The 20,439-nt window shown below is 50.4% G+C and carries 19 protein-coding genes; 13 read left to right on the forward strand and 6 right to left on the reverse strand.

Going from position 1 to position 20,439, the window contains the following annotated elements:
* Positions 1-25: 25 nt before the first annotated feature.
* On the reverse strand, positions 26-1,489 hold the full coding sequence (locus EP25_RS0104655) for a cryptochrome/photolyase family protein (RefSeq protein WP_031432820.1): 1,464 nt from the start codon (positions 1,487-1,489) through the stop codon (positions 26-28).
* Positions 1,486-2,394 carry a MerR family transcriptional regulator gene (locus EP25_RS0104660; RefSeq protein WP_031432821.1) on the reverse strand — a complete coding sequence of 303 codons (909 nt, stop codon included), beginning with the start codon at positions 2,392-2,394 and terminating at the stop codon, positions 1,486-1,488. The genes EP25_RS0104655 and EP25_RS0104660 overlap by 4 nt, the downstream gene beginning before the upstream one ends.
* Before the next feature lie 90 nt (positions 2,395-2,484).
* On the opposite strand from EP25_RS0104660, the gene EP25_RS21755 reads away from it, so the two are divergent.
* From EP25_RS21755 to EP25_RS0104690, 6 genes are all read left to right on the forward strand, one after another.
* The gene (locus EP25_RS21755) at positions 2,485-3,666 is read left to right on the forward strand and encodes a sigma-70 family RNA polymerase sigma factor (RefSeq protein ID WP_036300236.1); all 1,182 of its coding nucleotides are present in this window, start codon (positions 2,485-2,487) and stop codon (positions 3,664-3,666) included.
* A gap of 291 nt (positions 3,667-3,957) precedes the next feature.
* Positions 3,958-5,856: an ATP-dependent zinc metalloprotease FtsH gene (gene ftsH, locus EP25_RS0104670; RefSeq protein ID WP_031432823.1), complete on the forward strand. Its 1,899-nt coding sequence runs from the start codon at positions 3,958-3,960 to the stop codon at positions 5,854-5,856.
* Between the two features lie 60 nt (positions 5,857-5,916).
* Complete coding sequence (locus EP25_RS0104675; RefSeq protein WP_084190957.1) at positions 5,917-6,348, forward strand: hypothetical protein; 432 nt, start codon at positions 5,917-5,919, stop codon at positions 6,346-6,348.
* A gap of 134 nt (positions 6,349-6,482) precedes the next feature.
* Positions 6,483-7,364, forward strand: a complete 882-nt coding sequence (locus EP25_RS22870; protein ID WP_031432825.1) for a phosphate-starvation-inducible PsiE family protein — start codon at positions 6,483-6,485, stop codon at positions 7,362-7,364.
* 165 nt (positions 7,365-7,529) lie between these two features.
* A complete protein-coding gene (locus EP25_RS0104685) occupies positions 7,530-8,426 on the forward strand; it encodes a TIGR01777 family oxidoreductase (protein ID WP_031432826.1) in 897 nt (298 codons plus the stop codon).
* Positions 8,427-8,433: 7 nt separating this feature from the next.
* A complete protein-coding gene (locus tag EP25_RS0104690; RefSeq protein ID WP_031432827.1) occupies positions 8,434-8,952 on the forward strand; it encodes a hypothetical protein in 519 nt (172 codons plus the stop codon).
* A gap of 125 nt (positions 8,953-9,077) precedes the next feature.
* On the opposite strand, the gene EP25_RS0104695 is transcribed toward EP25_RS0104690, so the two are convergent.
* Together EP25_RS0104695 and EP25_RS0104700 are read right to left on the reverse strand one after the other, a co-directional pair.
* Positions 9,078-11,327 carry a heavy metal translocating P-type ATPase gene (locus EP25_RS0104695; protein ID WP_031432828.1) on the reverse strand — a complete coding sequence of 750 codons (2,250 nt, stop codon included), beginning with the start codon at positions 11,325-11,327 and terminating at the stop codon, positions 9,078-9,080.
* A gap of 55 nt (positions 11,328-11,382) precedes the next feature.
* Positions 11,383-11,592 carry a heavy-metal-associated domain-containing protein gene (locus tag EP25_RS0104700; RefSeq protein ID WP_031432829.1) on the reverse strand — a complete coding sequence of 70 codons (210 nt, stop codon included), beginning with the start codon at positions 11,590-11,592 and terminating at the stop codon, positions 11,383-11,385.
* Positions 11,593-11,717: 125 nt separating this feature from the next.
* On the opposite strand from EP25_RS0104700, the gene EP25_RS0104705 reads away from it, so the two are divergent.
* From EP25_RS0104705 to mutM, 7 genes are read left to right on the forward strand one after another with little or no spacing between them, the layout of a single operon-like run.
* Positions 11,718-12,920, forward strand: a complete 1,203-nt coding sequence (locus tag EP25_RS0104705; RefSeq protein WP_031432830.1) for an EAL and HDOD domain-containing protein — start codon at positions 11,718-11,720, stop codon at positions 12,918-12,920.
* Between the two features lie 10 nt (positions 12,921-12,930).
* Positions 12,931-13,371, forward strand: a complete 441-nt coding sequence (locus EP25_RS0104710; RefSeq protein ID WP_031432831.1) for a rhodanese-like domain-containing protein — start codon at positions 12,931-12,933, stop codon at positions 13,369-13,371.
* A gap of 1 nt (position 13,372) precedes the next feature.
* Positions 13,373-13,996, forward strand: a complete 624-nt coding sequence (hflD, locus tag EP25_RS0104715; protein ID WP_031432832.1) for a high frequency lysogenization protein HflD — start codon at positions 13,373-13,375, stop codon at positions 13,994-13,996.
* A 42-nt stretch (positions 13,997-14,038) separates the two neighbouring features.
* Entirely contained in the window at positions 14,039-14,971 is a 933-nt protein-coding gene (locus EP25_RS0104720) for an ABC transporter ATP-binding protein (protein WP_031432833.1), read from the forward strand.
* Positions 14,968-15,726, forward strand: a complete 759-nt coding sequence (locus EP25_RS0104725) for an ABC transporter permease subunit (protein WP_152555598.1) — start codon at positions 14,968-14,970, stop codon at positions 15,724-15,726. The genes EP25_RS0104720 and EP25_RS0104725 overlap by 4 nt, the downstream gene beginning before the upstream one ends.
* Entirely contained in the window at positions 15,723-17,069 is a 1,347-nt protein-coding gene (locus EP25_RS0104730; RefSeq protein WP_031432835.1) for a GldG family protein, read from the forward strand. The genes EP25_RS0104725 and EP25_RS0104730 overlap by 4 nt, the downstream gene beginning before the upstream one ends.
* A 3-nt stretch (positions 17,070-17,072) precedes the next feature.
* Positions 17,073-17,888 (forward strand): bifunctional DNA-formamidopyrimidine glycosylase/DNA-(apurinic or apyrimidinic site) lyase, encoded by an 816-nt coding sequence (mutM, locus tag EP25_RS0104735; RefSeq protein ID WP_031432836.1) that lies wholly within the window; start codon positions 17,073-17,075, stop codon positions 17,886-17,888.
* Between the two features lie 10 nt (positions 17,889-17,898).
* On the opposite strand, the gene EP25_RS22395 is transcribed toward mutM, so the two are convergent.
* Both EP25_RS22395 and EP25_RS22400 read right to left on the reverse strand, forming a co-directional pair.
* Positions 17,899-18,885, reverse strand: a complete 987-nt coding sequence (locus EP25_RS22395; protein ID WP_051906389.1) for a putative bifunctional diguanylate cyclase/phosphodiesterase — start codon at positions 18,883-18,885, stop codon at positions 17,899-17,901.
* Positions 18,876-20,420, reverse strand: a complete 1,545-nt coding sequence (locus EP25_RS22400; protein ID WP_235185842.1) for a sensor domain-containing protein — start codon at positions 20,418-20,420, stop codon at positions 18,876-18,878. Before EP25_RS22400 ends, EP25_RS22395 begins: the two co-directional genes overlap by 10 nt.
* Between the last annotated feature and the right edge of the window lie 19 nt (positions 20,421-20,439).

Raw genomic sequence — 20,439 nt, forward strand, 5'->3', positions numbered from 1 at the left:
CAATCGCCAAAAGACAACCGTAAATTCACTCGGCGGAGTGTTTACTTTGCTGAAATGAGGCTAAAGCCCGCTGCCGGGCCTCGGCGTGATCGACCAGCGGAAACGGATAATCCCGCGCCAACGTAATACCGGCCTGCCGCAATACCGCATTCGGCGCCAGCCAGGGTTCGTGGATATGTTTCGCCGGCAAGGCCGACAATTCGGGTAACCAACGTTTGACATAAACGCCTTCCAGATCGAATTTCTTGCCCTGCAGGACGGGATTGAAAATGCGGAAATACGGCGCCGCATCGGCGCCGCATCCGGCCACCCATTGCCAACCGCCGGCATTGTTGGCCAAATCGGCATCGACCAGGGTATCCCAAAACCAGGCCTCGCCGTCCTGCCACGGCTGCAGCAAATCCTTCACCAGAAATGAAGCGGCTATCATTCTGACTCGATTATGCATCCAGCCAGTCTGCCACAATTCGCGCATACCGGCATCGACGATCGGATAACCGGTCCTTCCCTGTTGCCATGCCTGCAATAAAGCCGCATCGCGTTGCCAGGGAAAGGCGGCGAATTGCTGCTGAAACGGTTCTTCAGGAAGTTTGGGCCAATGAAATAGCAAATGCCAACAAAATTCTCGCCAGCCCAATTCGCGTAAAAAGCTTTCCGCGCCCTTGGTGGCGCCAGCATGGGTGTCCTGCCACCCTCTGATCGCCAGCCAAAGCTGCCGAGGACTGAGCTCCCCGAAATGCAAATAGGGAGATAAGCACGAAGTTGCCCGCAAATCGGGTCGGTCGCGCTGCGCCGCATAATGGGTCAGCGAAGTTTGCAAAAAATTTTCCAAGGTACCCCAGGCGCCCTCCTCTCCAGGCTGCCATGCCTCTCTCAGACCGCCGGCCCAATCCGGCGAGGTCGGCAGTAACCGCCAACTGGGCAAATCTTCGGAATATGGCGCATGCGAATAAAAATTGATCGACTCGGGAGCCGGTAAACAGCTGTCCGCCTGCCGGGCCTGCAAACAGGCTTTCCAGAACGGCGTGAATACCTTGAATGGATCTCCGGCTTTGGTTTTGATTTGCTCCGGTTCGAACAGCAAAGCGCCCGGGAAACGCTGGATATCGATCTCCTTATGTAACCGCGAATGTAGCGCCTTTTCCACTGTCCCGGCCCACGGTTCGTAAGCGCGAGTAAAGTACAGCGCCTTGGCACCGGTTTCGGCCAGCAACTCGGGAATGATCGTTAATGGATTGCCGCGGCGCAGGCATAAATCTCCGCCTAATTTGGCCAAACTGCGTTGCAACGACATTAGGCTATGATGCAACCACCAACGGCTGGCACTTCCTTGGCGCCATCGACCGGCATTGGAGTCATCCAATATGTACAGCGCCATGAGCGGCCTCCCGCTAGCCACCGCCGCATGAAGGGCGGCATGGTCACTCAAGCGCAGATCGTTGCGAAACCAACAAATAATGGGGCGCTCGGAGACTGTTGAACAACTCACGATCTATCCCTCAAATATTTGAATTGACAGGCCTTCTGATGAAAAGCATCGATATCAGCAATCAGCTGCAAACGCCGGTTGAGTCGCTGATGCTCGGCCAAATATTTCGCCCCCTGACCTCCAATCCAGATTTGCGTTTCGCGAAGTTCATCGACCTCGCCGAGCCAATGCAGCTGTTCGACAATTTCCGGTTCAGGAGGCGTGTTAATAACACTTAACGCAACGACATCCGGCTGCAAATGACGGCTGGCTTCGACAATTTCCGCTGCTGGTAGGTCACTGCCCAGATAATAACAATTGAATTGCTGCGAGGCCGCTAGCAGACAAGCCATCAAAATACCGAATTCATGGATTTCTCCTTGTGGCGTCGCGAAAAGGATGGACGGCCTATTATGTGTTAACAGGTGAATGTTATTGACCATGCTGAGAATAATACGTTTCACGCAAGCCGAAAACATATGTTCCTGGGCTACGCTCAATTTCTCCTCATGCCATAGTTGTCCCACCCGATACAGGGCTGGGGTCAAAATATCGCGGACGTAGGGCAACGGCTCGTAAGCCAGCAGCGCGCGTTTCAACAATTCTTCAAAAGAATCGACCCGATATTGCAGCAATGACTCGATGATGCGATCGAAATACTGATGTTGGGAAACATCAGTCAATCTACTTTCCGGCTGAACAAGTTTGGCCAATTGCCTATCGTCCAACTTGGATAACTTGCCAATGCTGTGTCCAGCATGGGTCAATTCCGCCAGTAACAGCAAGCGCGCCAGATCTTGTTCGGAATATACCCGTCTGCCGCTTTCATCGCGCGCAGGAACTACCGTCTGGTAGCGTCTTTCCCAGGCCCGCAGCGTTTCGGAACTCAATCCGGTCAATGTTGCGATAGTTTTGATATGATACATTGTTTATGTTTTGTACATGTTTTTATTTGACAATGATTGTACATTGCTGTAGCTTACTTGCAAAGTCTTGTAAAACTCAGGGTTTCCATTATGTCTTCAATAAGCACTCAATCTATCCATCCAAACCACTCCCCCGACACCATGGATGACATGCAACGCCTGGCGAAGCAAATCGAGCAGACGCGTGAAAGGTTGCAACACATTCTATTGGAAAACCCAAAGGGACTTCATGTTGTGGCCAAACATTTTTCGGCCTGTCTCGAGAGAAATATCGATATCAGCGAAATGGTCAATTGCTCGCTTTACCTTGAAAAAGTTGTACAGCATGAACAGTCTGTACAACCTAATCCTAGACAAATCACCGAAAAAATCGCGGGATTAATGGATCAGGTTTTATCACAGCCTAGCCATGTCGCCACTGAATTGTCTCAGTTTCATTTTTTGCCGGTATTTTTACTGCAAGCGGCCGAAAAAAATATTGCCGCTAATCAAGACAACAAAGTTTATCGACAAGAATTACAGCAACTGCGCCATAGTCTACAGGCTACGCGCCAGCAAATGGTCATGCAAAACCGCAAGCTTGTCGCCTTTATCGTCCGCAAACAAAACACCGGAAACCTCAACTTCCATGATGTGATGCAGGAAGGGATGATTGGCTTGCTCAAGGCGGTGGATCGATTTGACTATCGTCGTGACATTCGCTTTTCAACGTATGCCAGTTATTGGATCAAACAAACCGTCTCCCGGTTGGTAGTGCGGCAAGATAAAATTGTCCGCCTACCGTTCGGCTTGGCTGAAAAGGCCTCCGGCGTATTTGAAATCATGCGTAGCCATTACCTTAACGAAAACCGTTGGCCAAGCATCGAGGAAATAAAATCTCAGTGCGAGCTCAGCGAAGACGAAATAAAGACCGTCGTCAGTTTTTATCAGAATGCATTAACGCCGGCTACATCCGAAACGGGCGAAGACGATCACCCAGACGCCATGGCTAATCTGGAACAACAAGTGTTTCAACAACCCCTGGAGGTATTGGCGGAACAAAACCTGAGTCAATTTCTGCTCGAAGCGATCGAATCCTTGTCGCAACGCGAGGCAGATATCCTAACCATGCGTTTTGGGCTGAAAAACCAGCATGAGATGACTTTGCAGGGAGTCGCTGAACAAATGCAAGTGACTCGGGAAAGAATCAGACAAATTCAAAATATCGCGCTGGAAAAGCTAAGACAAAACTTTGGTTACGAACTTAAATTGTATTTACCGGCCAATGAATAACCGTTAAGTTGACCTTATATTACCAATCGCTTATAAAAGCGATGAACTTATCCCTTTAAAAGTGGACAAACAAGAAAGTTATTTTGTCCGACATTGCTTATATGAAGTAGATCAAGATGCACTTTCCAACATGTAAGCACTGTCCGGCGGTAAGATCGAATGGCGTTTATTACGGCATGAAGACTAATAGGGACTAGGAATCGTTACTCGTGATAAACTGAATAAAACCCGAGAAGGAAGGTCGGGTATTTTTGGAGAATCAAGAATTACTGCTCACAGAGAGGTTGAAGCATGAAAGCACATATCATCAGAATCTTCATGTTGACCGTGATTGTCACGGTCGTCATATCGATGTTCAATCGGACGGGCCCGAGTTACGAACGTAATTACGCTCTATCCTATTCCGATTTCATTGAAGATATTCGTGGCGGAGCAATTGCCGAAGTAACCATCAACGATGAAGTCGTTAATGGCCGCCGTACTAACGGCGAACGCTTCACTACCTACAACCCCAACGATCCGCACATGATCGACGAGCTACTGCAATACGGGGTCAAAATCAAGGTCGCCAAACCGGAAAGGCCTTCCGCTTTCATGCAATTTTTCATGTCTTGGGGCCCTATCCTGTTGTTGATTGCCGTTTGGATATACTTCATGCGTAAACAGCAGGCCGGCGGGGCTGGAGGGCAGATGAACTTCGGTAAAAGCCGGGCCAAGTTGCTGGAAGAAAACCAGGTTAAGGTCTGCTTCGACGATGTTGCCGGTGTCGAAGAAGCCAAGGAAGACGTGGTCGAAATGGTCGATTTTCTAAAAGACCCGGCTAAATACGAATTCCTCGGCGGCAAAATCCCGCGCGGCGTGCTGATGGTGGGCCCTCCCGGTACCGGTAAAACACTGCTGGCTCGGGCCATTGCCGGAGAGGCGGGCGTGCCCTTTTTCTCGATCTCGGGCTCTGATTTTGTCGAAATGTTTGTGGGTGTCGGCGCCTCCCGGGTGCGTGACATGTTCGAACAAGCCAAGAAACGCGCGCCCTGCATCATCTTTATCGATGAGATCGATGCGGTAGGCCGCCATCGCGGTTCCGGCATGGGCGGCGGCAATGACGAACGCGAACAAACGTTGAACCAATTGTTAGTCGAAATGGACGGCTTCAGCGGCAATGAAGGGATCATCGTTATTGCCGCGACCAACCGTGCCGATGTATTAGATAAGGCACTGCTGAGACCAGGCCGTTTCGATCGCCAAGTCAATGTCGGCCTGCCCGACATTAAAGGCCGCGAACAAATTTTGAAAGTTCACGCGAAGAAAATTCCCTTAGCCGACGACGTCAGCGTTACCGATCTTGCCCGCGGCACCCCGGGTTTTTCCGGCGCCGAACTGGCCAACTTGATCAATGAAGGCGCCCTGTTCGCCGCCCGTAATAACAAGCGCATCGTGTCCATGAACGACCTGGATAAAGCACGGGACAAGATGCTGATGGGCGCGGAAAGACGCTCGATGGTCATGCGCCCCGAAGACTTGCTGATGACGGCTTACCACGAAGCCGGTCACGCCATCGTCGGCCGGATCGTTCCGGAACACGATCCGGTTTATAAAGTGAGTATCATGCCGCGCGGCGGCGCGCTGGGCATCACGATGTTCCTGCCGGAACGCGACCAATACAGCGCCAGCAAGGACAAACTGGAAAGTCAGATCGCCAGTCTTTTTGGCGGTCGTGTCGCCGAAGAACTTATTTACGGCAAAAACAAAGTCACCACCGGCGCCTCTAATGATATCGAACGGGCGACCCAACTGGCCCGCAACATGGTCACCAAATGGGGTCTATCCGACCGGCTCGGCCCTATGGATTACGGCGAAAGCGAAGGCATGGGCTACATGGGTCCGCAAGCCAAGCCGATGTCGGAAAAAATGGCGCAGATCATCGACGACGAGATTCGTCATGTCGTCGATACCAATTACAAACGTGCCAAGGATATCCTGACCGAACACATGGATATATTGCATAACATGGCCCATGCGCTGATGGACTGGGAAACCATCGATAAAAACCAGATCGACCGCTTGATGAAAGGCGAAAAGATCGATCCGCCATCCCAGGAGTCGAAAACGCCGCCTGAACAAAATATCGAAACACCCTCTGGCGACGATAACCCGCAAAATATCGGCCAAGGCGGCCCATTCCCGGTTTAACATTCTTTATTTCAAGGCCCTTCCGGTTCAATGCTGTGAAGGGCTTCTTTTTTGGCAGCAGTGAATCGTCAGCTTTCCATGTCGAAAAGTCTCACTATTTTGAAAATACTGTTACAGGTCAATTTTAACGCTTCGGTCATCTTTTTGATGATCGTCAGCGTTTTTTCCTTAAGCGGCAGTGATTTCTTCTTTGCCGATCTTGGAGATTTATATGGCCCGTTAAGCGGCAATCTGCGCATAATGTTTGTTTATTTGTGTTTGACGGAAATTGCCGTCTACAGCTATTGCCACTTTAGCAATAATAACCAAGGGATCATGCTCTTAGGGCTATTCTTGTTAATGCTGATTGCCTCGTTGCAATTCTATGGCTACGTCAATGAGATTCCCATTGACAATGATTACAACACCTTCTTCTTATACCTTGGGCTATCACACATTTTGTTTGGCGCTTTTTCACGCCGGAATCACTCGGATGATGAGTCATCGCGATAACTCAAGGTTCAACCGCCCACCTCATATCCTGAATAGAACGGCATCGCTTAGAGCCAAATAAAGGCTTGCTATCCGCTGTTGATTGCACCAAACTGGAACGCACATAACAATAATGACATGCGGGAGGATTGATCATGATTCGACTGGTCTATATCAGCCAATCAGTAAAACCGGTTAGTAGTGACGATTTAATGTCCTTGCTTCGGCAATGCCGAACGAACAATACCAAAAACAACCTGACGGGTGTCCTGCTTTATCACAACGAATGCTTTATCCAGGTTTTGGAAGGCAAGGAAGAAGTCATCAATAAAGTTTATGAAAAAATCAAAAAAGATCCTCGGCATAAAAATGTCATCGAGTTGAACAGAGAGTACATCAGCGAACGTCAATTCGACCAATGGAGCATGGGATTCGAAGAAGTCAATGAAGCGCAATTAGCCGCCTTAAATATCGATGGTTTAAACGATTTTTTCAGCAAGCAAAAGCAAAATCCCGATCTGGATGTCAATCAAACACTGATTGCTCCCTTAATGAAATTTTTCAAGACATCCTATGAAAAACGTCAAGCACACGAGGAGTTACCGATTCATGATGATCAGCAGGGAATCCTGATCTTATTTCACAAGGCTATCCGTTTTGCGGTGACAATTCTGGCCTTCTTGATGGTTTTGGTGATTTTTCTGGGAGTCGCCGATGTCGTTTATGTGATCTATCAGAAACTGTTGTTGACCCCGCCCCATTTTCTGATGACCATCCCTGATATTTTGGCGACATTCGGCGCCTTCCTTGCGGTATTGATTGCGATTGAGATTTTCCTGAATATCAGTTTGTACCTGCGCAGCGACGTCATTCCGGTTAAATTGGTCGTCGCCACGGCGCTGATGGCGATTTCCCGAAAAGTGATCATATTCGATTTCAAAAGCCTGCAACCTGAATATGTCTATTCCAGCGCCGCGGTAGTATTGGCGCTCGGACTGACTTATTGGCTAATCGATAAAAAACCAGATGAACAATAAACGGCAGCAACCCGTTGGCCGCTAACGTAGCACTCCATAGAAATTTGCATGCAAGCGCCGAGCAATCTGACATGGGCTGATCCAGCACTTCGAAAAGAAACTTGCTTTTTCCGGATTGGTCAATAAGCTCCATAATACAACGAAATAAACGCCATGGGTGACGCTATGAAAATACTCATTACCGGAGGGACTGGCTTCATCGGCAGCGCCTTGACCAGAAAATTCCTCGAACAAGGGCATCATGTCACCATTTTGAGCAGGAGCCGGGAAAAAGTCACGACGCTTTTTGCCGGCAAGGTGACGCCTCTGACCGATCTTGGCCAGTTATCGGCTCGCGAAACGTTCGATGTCGTCATCAACCTGGCGGGCGCCCCAATATTTGCGCAACGTTGGAGCGAGCGACGCAAAAAAACTCTGCGCGACAGTCGTATCGCCTTGACCGAAAAACTTGTTAACGCCATTGCTGTTATGGAACAAAAACCGCAATTGCTGATCAGCAGTTCGGCCATCGGTTATTACGGCGACCAGGGCGATGAGATACTGACGGAGGAAAGCAATAGCGTGGACGATTTTCCGCATCGCCTATGTGCCGATTGGGAACGGGCCGCCTTACAGGCCGAACAACACAGTGTCCGAGTCTGCCTGATACGGACCGGGCTGGTACTGGGCCCCGGGGGAGGTTTGCTGAAACAAATGCTGCTGCCATTCAAACTTGGACTAGGCGGAAGAATCGGAAACGGCAAGCAATGGATGTCCTGGATTCATCTGCAAGATTGGTTAAGTATCGCGGAAACGATGATCGACGACCCGACAATGCAAGGCGCCTATAACGCCACGGCACCCACCCCCGTCACCAACCGTCAATTCACCGAAACATTGGCCAAGGTGTTAAAAAGACCGGCCTGCCTTCCCATACCGGCCTTTGCATTGGAAACCTTGCTAGGAGAGATGTCCGGTTTGGTGCTGGGAAGCCAGCGGGTGCTACCGGACCGTTTGCTTAAGCAAGGGTTTCGTTTCGCTTATACCGATCTTACCAGCGCCCTAACGGATATCGTGCATTAATCGTCGTATGTTTGTCACCAGCCTACCCATTCTTTTCGGCAATATTGCAATTATCAGCTATTGGGAATTCGCCCTTCTGCTTGCCGGAGTCGGCTACTTTGTCCACTTGGGCACCCCCGAACCATTGCCGGAATGGCATGAGGAGCGGCCCAATGACCCCTATCTTTACCTTCATGCCACTTGGTTCGGCCGGGTCGCCTTATGGAAGGTATTCTGGCCTTTTCTGCTGCTATTTAACGCCACTTTATTTTATATCGATTACAGGGCCGTTAACGAAACCTACACCATAGCCAGTTGGGCGACTATGCATATCATCTTTGCCCTGCCCTTGGTTTACTGGACGGTGGCGGTATGGCGCGCTTCCGATAAATGCGGGTCGAAATGGCAGGCCAGCACGGCGCGCCTGATAACCTTATATGCCTATTTCGAATATGTGGTTCGCTATCTGATCTGGACCGAATATCCCTATACCTTGTTCAGTTGTCGCCAAATGATGATCGAATTCGGCGACTGTTTTTTCGGTTGAGTTATGCGGAAGAACGACTGAAATTTGGGGTGGGTTCGCCCTTTAAACCTTGTGTTAGTCGGGCGGAGTCGTTCGCTACCCGCCCAACAAGATAGCAAAACACAAGATATTATTTTAGCGGCGCTCTACTCGCCGCTCAATTTGACCCAGCGCAAGCGGTTGGCGTTACTGACAACGGTGACCGACGACATTGCCATCGCCGCGCCTGCGATCATCGGGTTCAACAACAGGCCGAAGACCGGATACAACAAACCGGCCGCTACCGGAATGCCGATAGTATTGTAAAAGAAGGCGCCCAACAGATTTTGTTTGATATTGGTCACCGTCGCCCTGGATAGCGCCATCGCTTCCGGCACTTTCAACAGCGAGCCCTGCAAGATTACGATATCGGCGCTTTCGATCGCGACATCGGTGCCGGTACCGATGGCGAAACCGACATCGGCCTGGGCCAAGGCCGGCGCGTCATTGATGCCGTCGCCCACCATGCCGACGACTTCGCCTTGCTGTTGCAATTTCTTGACTACGGCCGCCTTGTCTTGCGGCAGGACTTGCGCGCGAATTTCCTGAATTCCGGCCTGTTTGGCGACCGCCTTGGCGGTTATTTCATTATCGCCGGTCACCATCAAAACCCTGACGCCCTGTTGGATCAGTTCTTTAACCGCCTTGGCCGAATCCTTTTTGATCGGGTCGGAAACGGCAATAATCCCTACGATTTTGTTATCCACCGCCAACAGCATAGGAGTCTGTCCCTGGCTCGACAAAGTTTCCATTTTTTTACCGTAGCGTGCGTATTTGACGCCCTGTTCGTCCATCAAGGCGGTATTGCCGAAGCACACTTGATGCTCACCAATTTCCGCGGTGATGCCATGACCCGCCACGGCGTGAAATCTGCCGGTCTTTTCCAATTTGACTTGTTTTTCTTCGGCAGCCGCCAGAATGGCCGCGGCCAAGGGATGCTCGGAACCGGATTCGATACTGGCGGCCAATTGCAACACGCGTTCTTCGTCGTAATCACCGACCGCCTCGATGGTGGAAACCGTGGGCTTGCCCTCCGTCACGGTACCGGTTTTGTCGAGGATCAAACAACTTAACTTGCCGGCGCTTTGCAAGGACTCGCCATTGCGTATCAACACCCCCATTTGTGCGGCCCGACCCACCGATACCATGACCGAGATCGGCGTCGCCAATCCCAGCGCGCAAGGACAAGCAATGACCAAAACCGTCATCGATGTGACAAAGGCATAGGCCAAGGCCGGATCAGGCCCGATAGCCATCCAAATCATAAACGTCAGCAACGATATCGCCACTACGATCGGCACGAACACGGCGGAAATTTTATCCGCCAGTTTTGCGATCGCCGGTTTGGTACTTTGCGCTTGGCGCACGCTTTTAATGATCTGCGCCAACGCGGTATCGCGGCCGATCCGGGTCGCCTTGAACAGAAAGCTGCCTTGCTGGTTCATCGTTCCGGCCACCACCCCGGAGCCTTCCATTTTCTCGACCGGAATCGGTTCGCCGGTCAACATCGATTCGTCGACGGTCGAATGCCCTTCGATCAACACGCCGTCGACCGGAATTTTTTCGCCCGGCCTGACTCGCAGCGTTTCCTCCAGGCCGACCTGTTCGATCGGTATATCCATTTCCTGGCCGTCCCGAATGACTCGGGCGGTGCGCGGTTGCAGTCCGATCAATTCCCTGATCGCCGAAGAAGTCTTACCTCGGGCCCGGGTTTCCAAGGCGGTGCCGAAATTGATGAAGGCCAGGATAATGACGGAAGCTTCGAAATACGCATGCGCGGACAGCGATGCCAGAGTATCGGAAAAATCGATCAAAATCGACGAATAAAACCAGGCGGCGCCGGTTCCCAACGCAATCAACGTGTCCATATTGGCTTGCTTCAACAACAAAGACTTAAGCGCGCCCTGGTAAAAATGCCCTCCGGAATAATACAGCAACGCCAGCGTAATCAACGAGACATAAGGCCAAAACACCTGTCCGGCCGCGGAGTTGAGTGCCGGCAACCAATCCATGTGCCCGGCAATCATCAGCGGAAACCCGAAGGCGGCCGCCACAGCCGCTTTTTTCATCAGTTTTTGATAACGTTCCAATTCCTGCTGTTCCTCTTCCGCTGGATCTTCGAGTCCTTCCATAATGGCGGCATCATAGCCGGCCTCCTGGACTGCCGTTTTTAATAAATCGGGATCGCTATTTCCTCGAACGACCGCCGAATGATCGGCAAAATTGACACTCACTTCTTTGACGCCAGGCACAGCATTCAGAGCACCTTCGACCGCGCTGACACAACCGGCGCAACGCATTCCCAGAATTGATAATCGTGTTTCGGTTGATGAATCTGCCTGTGTCTCGGTATTCATAAACTATGCCTGCCTATCTCATTCTCGTTAAAATCGACTTCCTGTGCGCGTTTTTTTATTCCACGGTAAATCCGGCGTCGGCGATCACTTGTTTTATGTCATCCAGCGTGGTTTTGGCTTCATCGTATTCGACCTCCACTTTATTTTCCTTATGCGAGGGCTTTACGGCAATGACGCCGTTTATGGCACCGACTTTTTCGTTAACCGACGATTCACATCCGCCGCATTTCATCCCGCTGACGTTAAGAGTTACTGTTTCACTCATCGTTTCCTCCATTTGTGTTAAAAAATTCACTCACTCATGCTCGACTGCTAATCAACGAACATGATATAAACGCTTGACCGCATGATAGAGCAATGCCCCTTCTTCGTAAAATAAAATGACAGTTAATGAGCGACATTCTCATCGGACGACAGCAAATTCTCGATAGCCATCAAAATATCTATGCTTACGAAATCCTGTTTCGAGGCCAGGATTTCGACCTTTCCCATAAGGATGAAGCGGCTGACGCCACCAATCAAGTCATCACGGACACCTTGCTGGAAATCGGTCTTAATGAGCTAGTGGGGCCGGGCAAGGCCTTTATTAATTTTACCGCACGTAATCTGCTGGAAAAAACCCCGCTCAGCCTGCCCAAGGATCGCATCGTCATCGAAGTGCTGGAAAATATAACCATCGACCAGGCCATCATCGACGCATTGAAGGAATTTTCTCGGCAAGGCTATACCATCGCCTTGGACGATTTCGTATTGAAACCGGAATGGTTGCCGCTACTTAAAATCGCCGACATCATCAAGCTCGACATCAAGGCCATGCCTCTACCGAAAACACTGGCCTTGATCGAAAAATTAAAACGTTTCAGTCTGACCCTGCTGGCCGAAAAAGTCGAAACCCACGCCGAATTCGAAGCGCTCAAGGCCGCGGGCTGCATGCTATTCCAGGGGTTTTTCTTCAGTAAACCGCATCTCGTGTCCGGCAAAAGACTCAGCGTCAATCAAGCCGCGGCAATCCGGCTGTTGACTAAAATAAACCAACCGGAAGTGGGGTTCGACGAACTGGGCAATATCATCTCCCATGACGTCGGGCTGAGCTATAAGCTGCTCCGTTATATCAATTCGGCGTTCTTTTCCTTGCCTAATAAAATAGAGTCGATCAAACACGCCCTGACCTATCTGGGCATGAACGAAATAAAACGCTGGATCAACATCCTGACCCTGACATCTTTGTCGAACAAACCGAATGCGCTGTTCCAACAAATATTGATTCGCGGCAAAATGTGCGAACTGCTCGCCAAACAGTATAATGAAGCGCCAGAGCATTTGTTTCTAATCGGCTTGTTGTCGTCGCTGGACAGCCTTTTGGATATACCTCTCGAAGAGGCTTTAAACCAATTACCCCTGACCGAAGATGTCTACCAAGCGATCTTGCACCATAGCGGTATTGGCGGTGAAATCTTATCCTATGTCATCTGTTATGAGCGCTGGGAACTATCCAGCAAACACTTTTCTCAAATCAGCCCGAAAAACATCGGCCAGATTTATCTGCAAAGCATCAGTTGGGCAGACGATGTGCTGGACAATATAAACTGCTAAAATAAAAAATATGCGCATAAAAATAATTCTCTTCACTCTTTTGTCATTATTTTCTTCGTTAACAACGGCCGCCGAGTTAATCGATTTATCCGTCGAACAAGTCCAGGCCTTGCAGAAAAACGGCGCGGCATTGGTGATCGACATCCGCACCGAACAAGAATGGCTGTCCACCGGAATCATTCCCTCAAGCCATAAGCTGGAGTTTTTCAACAAGCAAGGAAAATACGATGCCGAACAATGGCTGAGCGAGTTGGCAAAACTGAAATCGTCTTCCGACCAACCCGTCATTCTCGTTTGCCGTTCCGGCAACCGCAGCGGCATGGTCGGCAATTATTTAACCCAACAATTGGGCATGAAAAACGTCTACCATTTATCCAACGGCATCCAAGCCTGGCTAAAAGCGGGACAAAAACTCGACAACGCCTGCCCAAACCAGCTTGCCTGTAACTAACATGCCTCTAAAAACCATTACCAACCAAACGATCGCCCTGGCCGGCGTGGCCCAAGCCTGTTATCTGGTGCAACAATTGGCCACATCTGGTTCCGCCGACAGCAAGGCCATGGAAGCCAGTATCGGCAGCCTATTGAAAATCGATGCCGCCAGCGTGACCGACATTTATGGCGGACTGGAGGGAGTTGGGCTCGGATTAAAGCAACTGGATAAACAGTTGACCGGCAGAACAATTGCCGATCCCGAGCAAGCCCGCTATGCCGCTTCGTTAATCTACCTGGAAAGGCAGTTGTCCAACCGTCCGGAGATGCTGAAAACCATCACCGCAGGAATCGAAAAGGCGCAAAACCAGGCTGAACATTTCGGTTTGTTGCATGAAAACATCTTCGCCAATCTGGGCGATTTGTATCACAGCACCATTAGTACCATACCGCCACGGATCATGGTCAACGGCGAACCCGAATATCTTTCCAACCCCGCTATCGTCAATAAGATCAGGGCATTGTTACTGGCCGGCGTTCGTTCCGCCTTGCTATGGCGGCAATGCGGCGGGGCACGTTGGAAATTTTTGTTGTTTCGCAAGAAGCTACAAGACGAGATCCAGTTGTTACTAAAGCACATCTGATTCCTTACGACGATCGCGCCCACTTGCGGAGACTGGCATCACATGACCGCGCTAATCGAAGCCCAAAATCTGTATCGTTATTACGACGACCACTGTGCGGTCCACGATGTCAGTTTCGAACTGAACAAAGGCGAGATTCTCGGCTTTCTTGGCCCCAACGGCGCCGGCAAAACAACCACGATGCAGATGTTGTGCGGAAATCTGGCGCCCAGCGCCGGTCAAATTATTATCAATGGCATCGACTTATTGGACCAACCCAAGCAAGCCAAGTCCATCCTCGGTTATCTGCCCGACACCCCGCCGCTATATCGGGAATTGACCGTTGATCAATATCTCGAGTTTTGCGCGCGCTTGCACGGCCTCCCTTTTCGCGACGTCGGAAAAGCCGTGGCAAAGGCGAAACGACTATGCGGCCTGGAGCAAGCATCCCGGCGCCTGATCGCCAACTTGTCGAAGGGCTTTCAGCAACGCATCGGTATCGCCCAAGCCATTCTGCACGACCCCGACCTGATCATCCTCGACGAGCCCACGGTCGGGCTGGATCCTATCCAGATTAAGGAAATTCGCAATCTCATCAGAGAGTTGGGCGAACGCCATGGGATTATCCTGTCCACCCATATATTGCCGGAAGTTCAGGAATCCTGTACCCATGTACAAATCATCCACCAGGGCAAGCTGGTCCTTCATGAAACAATTGCCGGGCTGAACCGGCACATGAATTGCGCGACAATCAGTTTCCGAACCCGGCAGCCTATCGAGACGGAACGACTGAGTGTCATCGACGGCGTCATGGCTATCGAAAACACTGGAGAACGGCATTATTTATTGCATCATAGGGAACAGCCGCAATTATTGGAAAAAATCGCGTTACGCATCATCGAAGCGGGCTGGGGCCTGGAGGAAATCACGCCGGTAAAAAAATCCATCGAGGATATTTTTATTTCTCTGACCCGACAATCGGAGCTATCCCAATGAAAATGATTTTTATCATTGGCCGCAGGGAACTGAAAACATTGTTTCTCTCTCCGCTGGCATGGTCTATCCTGGCTATCCTGCAATTCATTTTGGCCTATTTATTCCTGAGCCAGGTCGAGACCTTCAACAGTTTTCAGGCGCGCCTGGCCACCATCGACAACGCCCCGGGACTCACCGATATCGTCGTCAATCCATTGTTTACCAATGCCGCCATCATCCTGTTGTTGGTCACCCCTTTATTGACCATGCGCCTGGTATGCGAGGAACGCCGCAATAAAACCTTGTCCCTGTTGCTGTCGGCGCCGCTCAACGGCACTGAAATCATCATCGGAAAATATGCCGGGATTCTTGGGTTGTTGCTGTCTATTGTAGGCCTGGTTTGCCTGATGCCCCTCTCCCTGCTGCTTGGCGGCGAACTCGATGTCGGTAAATTTTTTTGCAACATACTGGCGCTATCCTTGTTGATTGCCGCGTTCGCCTCCGTCGGCCTGTACATGTCCTGCATCGCCGGCCATCCGACCGTCGCCGCCATAGGCAGTTTCGGCCTGCTATTGTTGTTGTGGGTACTGGACTGGAGCGCCGGTTTGAAAGGCCAAAGCAGCGAAATTTTTAATTATTTATCCATGCTGCAACATTTTCAAAACATGCAGAGCGGTTTGTTGGATTCGAGCGATGTCCTGTATTTCATGCTATTCAGCGCTACTTTCATCATTCTAAGCATTCGTCGCTTGGAATCCGATAGATTGCAAAAATGAAAATTAATCGGCACATACACCAGACTTTGCGTCTGAAAAGCTTTTTGGTCACATCAGTGCTGTTGTTGCTGATTATCGCCGCAGCCTGGTTAAGCCTGAAATACCCGGCCCGTATCGATTTGAGCGCCAACGCCAACAATACCCTGTCCGAAGCCTCTATTAAAGTGCTCGGCAAACTCGGCCAACCCATCCGTATCCAGGCATTTATCCGCGAAGCGACCTTGCGCCAGCAAATTAAGCAACTGCTGTCGCGTTACCAATACGTCAAACCGGATATTGAGATCCAATTCATCGATCCGACGCAATCGCCCGAACAAGCCCGAGAACATAATATTGGCGCACAAGGCGCAGTCATCGTCGAATATCAGGGACGCAGCGAAAAAATCCATTATCTTGATGAAACCAGCCTGACCAATGCTCTGTTACGCTTGGCCGAAAGTCGCGAACGATGGATCACCTTTCTGGGCGGGCACGGCGAACGCTCTCCTTCCGGCCAAGCCAACTTCGACCTAAGCCTGTTCGGCAATGAATTGGAAAAACGCGGCCTGCGAGCGCAGGAAATTAATCTGACGCAATTGTCGGCCATACCGGATAACTCGTCGCTGTTGGTACTGAGCGACCCGGCCGTCGACCTGTTGGATGGAGAAATGGAGCTCATCGCCGACTATATCGGGGCTGGCGGCAATATCCTGTTAATGACCGATCCGGATAATCACTCTCTGGATTTGTTCCTCATGCAACTAGGCATCACCACGCTGCCCGGTAAAATTGTAGATAAACGCTCCAGCCTTTACGGTATCGAAGACCCGACCTTCGTGCTGGTAGGAGAATATCCCGTGCATGCGGTAACCCAGGGATTTCGCAACATCACGGTATTCCCAATCACCGTCGCGCTGGCGTTCGAAGCCGAAGACAACGAATACCGAGCCGCTCCCCTACTTAACAGCGGCAAGGAGTCGTGGAATGAAACCGGTCCCATTGTTGGAAAAATACGCTTCGATGGCGACAGCGATGAACGTGAGGGGCCGCTTGATTTCGCCTTCGCCTTGACCCGTCAACTGGACGACGGCAAACAGCAACGGATCATCGTGATCGGCGACGGCGATTTTCTTTCCAACGCCTATCTAAATAATGTCGGCAATCTGGACCTTGGCCTGCGCATGGTCAACTGGCTCACCAATAACGATCGTTTTATCGATATTCCAAGCAAAGTCGTGCCGGGAAGAACCCTGCAATTTAGCAAGCCGGCCATCGCCATGATCGGCTTCGGTTTCTTGCTCTTGTTACCGGGCCTGTTTTTGCTGGCCGGCATCCTCATCTGGCGCAAACGTAGAAAACAGTAAAATATGCCCGAACTTCCCGAGGTCGAGACTACTCGGCGCGGCATCGCTCCGCATATCGAAAACAAGCCCATTATTGATGTCATCGTCAGACAACCCCGTCTGCGCTGGCCTGTACCCTCTGAATTGCCTATCCTACTCAGAGGCCTGCGCTTCCATCATATCGGCCGCCGCGCCAAATATTTATTGCTCGAATGCACTACCGGCACGCTGATCATCCATCTAGGCATGTCGGGCAGTTTGCGCATTGTCGCTCCCACTCAATCCCCCGCAAAACATGACCATATCGATTGGGTTTTCGCCGACGATACCGTGCTGCGTTTCAACGATCCGCGCAAATTCGGCGCCGTACTCTGGAGTGAAAAACCGCCCGCTTCTCACCCGTTATTGGCCCGGCTGGGTCCGGAACCCCTCTCTGCCGAGTTCGACGGCGAATACCTGTATCGATTGTCGCGCGGACGCAAAACCGCGGTCAAATCGTTCATCATGGACGGTCATATCGTCGTCGGCGTAGGCAACATCTACGCCAACGAATCCTTGTTCCTGGCCGGCATTCTCCCTTCCCGCCAGGCCGGTCGTATTTCGTTACTCCGTTACCAAGCTTTGGCCGATGCCATTAAATGCGTATTGCAAAGCGCGATTGAACAGGGAGGAACCACCTTGCGGGATTTCGTTAACGAAAGCGGAAAACCCGGTTATTTCCAGCAGTCCTTGTTTGTCTACGGTCGCGCCGGGCAACCGTGTAAACGCTGCTCTATGCCGATCAAGCAGATTAAAATCGGCCAGCGCGCCAGTTACTTCTGTTACGCCTGCCAATCGTAAAAACGCCTCCTTAATGCCGGCGTAACAATTTTCTGAAAGCGCGCTCGGTTAAAGGCCGGCTGAAATAATAGCCTTGATAATGATCACACCCTTTTTGGCGCAATATTTCCAGTTGTTGTTCGGTCTCGACCCCTTCTGCGATCACCCACATATTCAATTTATTGGCCATCGCTATGATCGTTTCGACGATGGCATCGTCATTGCCGTCGGTCAGAATATCCCTGACGAATTCACGATCGATCTTCAATTGCCGAAAAGGAAGGCTCTTCAAATAGGAAAGCGAGGAATAACCGGTACCGAAATCGTCGATCGAGAATGCTATTCCCAACTCGTTCAACTGCCTGATTACATAGGCCACTTTTTCAACCTTGTCGATAAAGATTCGCTCGGTCACTTCGAGCATCAGGGCCTCCGGGTTGGCGCCGGTTTCCCGTAAAATCTCTTCGAACTTCGCCACGAAGTTTCCCTTACGTAACAATCGGGAACTGACATTGACGGCAAGATGTTGCAGTATTGTGCCGTTTTGTTGCCATTCCTTAAGTTGCCGGCAAGCTTCCTTAATCACCCACAAATCCAGCAACGAGATCAAGTCGCTTTGTTCGGCAATAGGGATAAACTCGCCGGGTGATAACAGCCCTTTCTGCGGATGTTGCCAGCGAATCAATGCCTCGGCGCCGTAACATTGCCCAGTCGCGTCCATCTGCGGTTGAAAAAACAGTTCGAATTGGTTTTCTTGCAACGCGGTTCTGAGCTGGCTTTCGATTTTGATGCGATGGTCCGCCGCGCTCTGCATTTCACGATTGAAAAAACTGATCGAATTCTTGCCTCTGTTTTTCGACCGGTACATCGCGGTGTCCGCTTGTTGGATCAGTTCGTTGGCGCTAAGGTTACCGTCTGGATATACGCTGATACCGATACTGGTCGTAAAGTGCATGGGCGTTCCATTCAACACATAGGGCTTATTCAATTCTTGTTGAATTTTTTTCGCTACCGCCAAGCATGCTCGGAAGCCTCTTCAACCCGGTGATCATTGGCTTGCAACAGGACCACGAACTCGTCGCCACCGAGCCTCGCCGGCGTATCCTCGGCGCGCAAATGTTGACTGATTCGGTCGGCGACCTTGATCAACAATTCATCGCCAACCAAGTGTCCGGCCGAATCATTCAACAGTTTAAAGTCATCCAAATCCAGAAAAATGATGGCGCCATACAAAGCGTGCCTGACGACCGCACTCAATTCATGCTCGATACGGTCGATCAACAGACGCCGGTTCGGCAGTTTGGTCAGTGTGTCATAATAGGCAAGTGCCTGGATTTCCTTTTCTTTTTCTTTTTTTTCGCTGATGTTGCTGAATATGGAAACGTAATGGGTAATATTGCCGACACCGTCCTTGACGGCGGTAATGCTTTCCCAAGCGGGAAAGATCTCGCCACTTTTCTTTCGATTCCATAATTCACCTTCGAAATGCCCTTGCTCCAACAATGTTTTCCAAAATCGGCGATAGAATTCATCATCTTGATAACCGGATTTAAACATATTGGGATTTTTGCCGATCACATCCTCGATAGCATATCCGGTGATATCGGTAAAGGCTTTGTTAACCCGCAAAATATTACCGGCCGCATCGGTAATCATGACGGCCTGCATGCTTTCGAATGTCGTCGCCGCCAATAACAGCTCCACCTCGGCCTGTTTGTAAGCGGTGATATCGTCCCAAGAACCGAAGACTTCCTTGCATGAACGATCCTCCTCGAAATCCATGATCAATTCGTCCCTGATCCAGCGGTAACTCCCGCTTTTGGTCCGGAAACGATATTCATGCTGCAATTTACCTGTCTCAAGCAATTTCCGCATATTTTCCAAAGCCTGCCCAGCATCCTCGGGGTGAATATGATCTATCCACAGCGTGGGATTCTGATACCAATCGTCCGGCGTAAATCCGGTAATCTCGACAATTTTCTCGGAAATGAATTCTACGCGGAAAGGGGATTGGGGATTTCCAGTCGGCCTCAAGATATACACGACCGAAGGGCTAAGTTTGATGACGTTGATTAATTGTTTCTGGCTGTAGCATAATTCCCGGGTTCGCTCTTCCACTTGCTGATCGAGGGAATCGTTCAATACCTGTAATTCTCGATTCACCAATTGAAGCTGGCTAGGACTGGGGATTTTGAGCGCAATAGGAATGAAGGGCCAAAGGATGAATGCGGTAACCAACGAAATGATGGCCGTCACCGCCTTGAACAGGGCGGTGACGCCGTAAAAAGGTTGCCAAACATTAATCGCCGCAAGCAAATGAGTAATACCGCAAACTACAATGAAGGTGGAAAAAAGCGCGTACAACCACTTCTTATCCAAATCCTTGCGTTTGTAAACAAAATAACCCAATGCCGCCGGAATGGAAAAATAAGCGGCAAAAATCAATAAATCGGATGTCACCGTTAACCATAACACCAGAGGCTGCCAATGAAAGCAGTGACCATGCGGCATGTAACCTTTCGGATCGAACAATAGCGAGAAAAGATCCAGCATCATTCATGTCCCTCTCGTG

The organism is Methylomarinum vadi (assembly GCF_000733935.1).
GTDB lineage: Bacteria > Pseudomonadota > Gammaproteobacteria > Methylococcales > Methylomonadaceae > Methylomarinum > Methylomarinum vadi.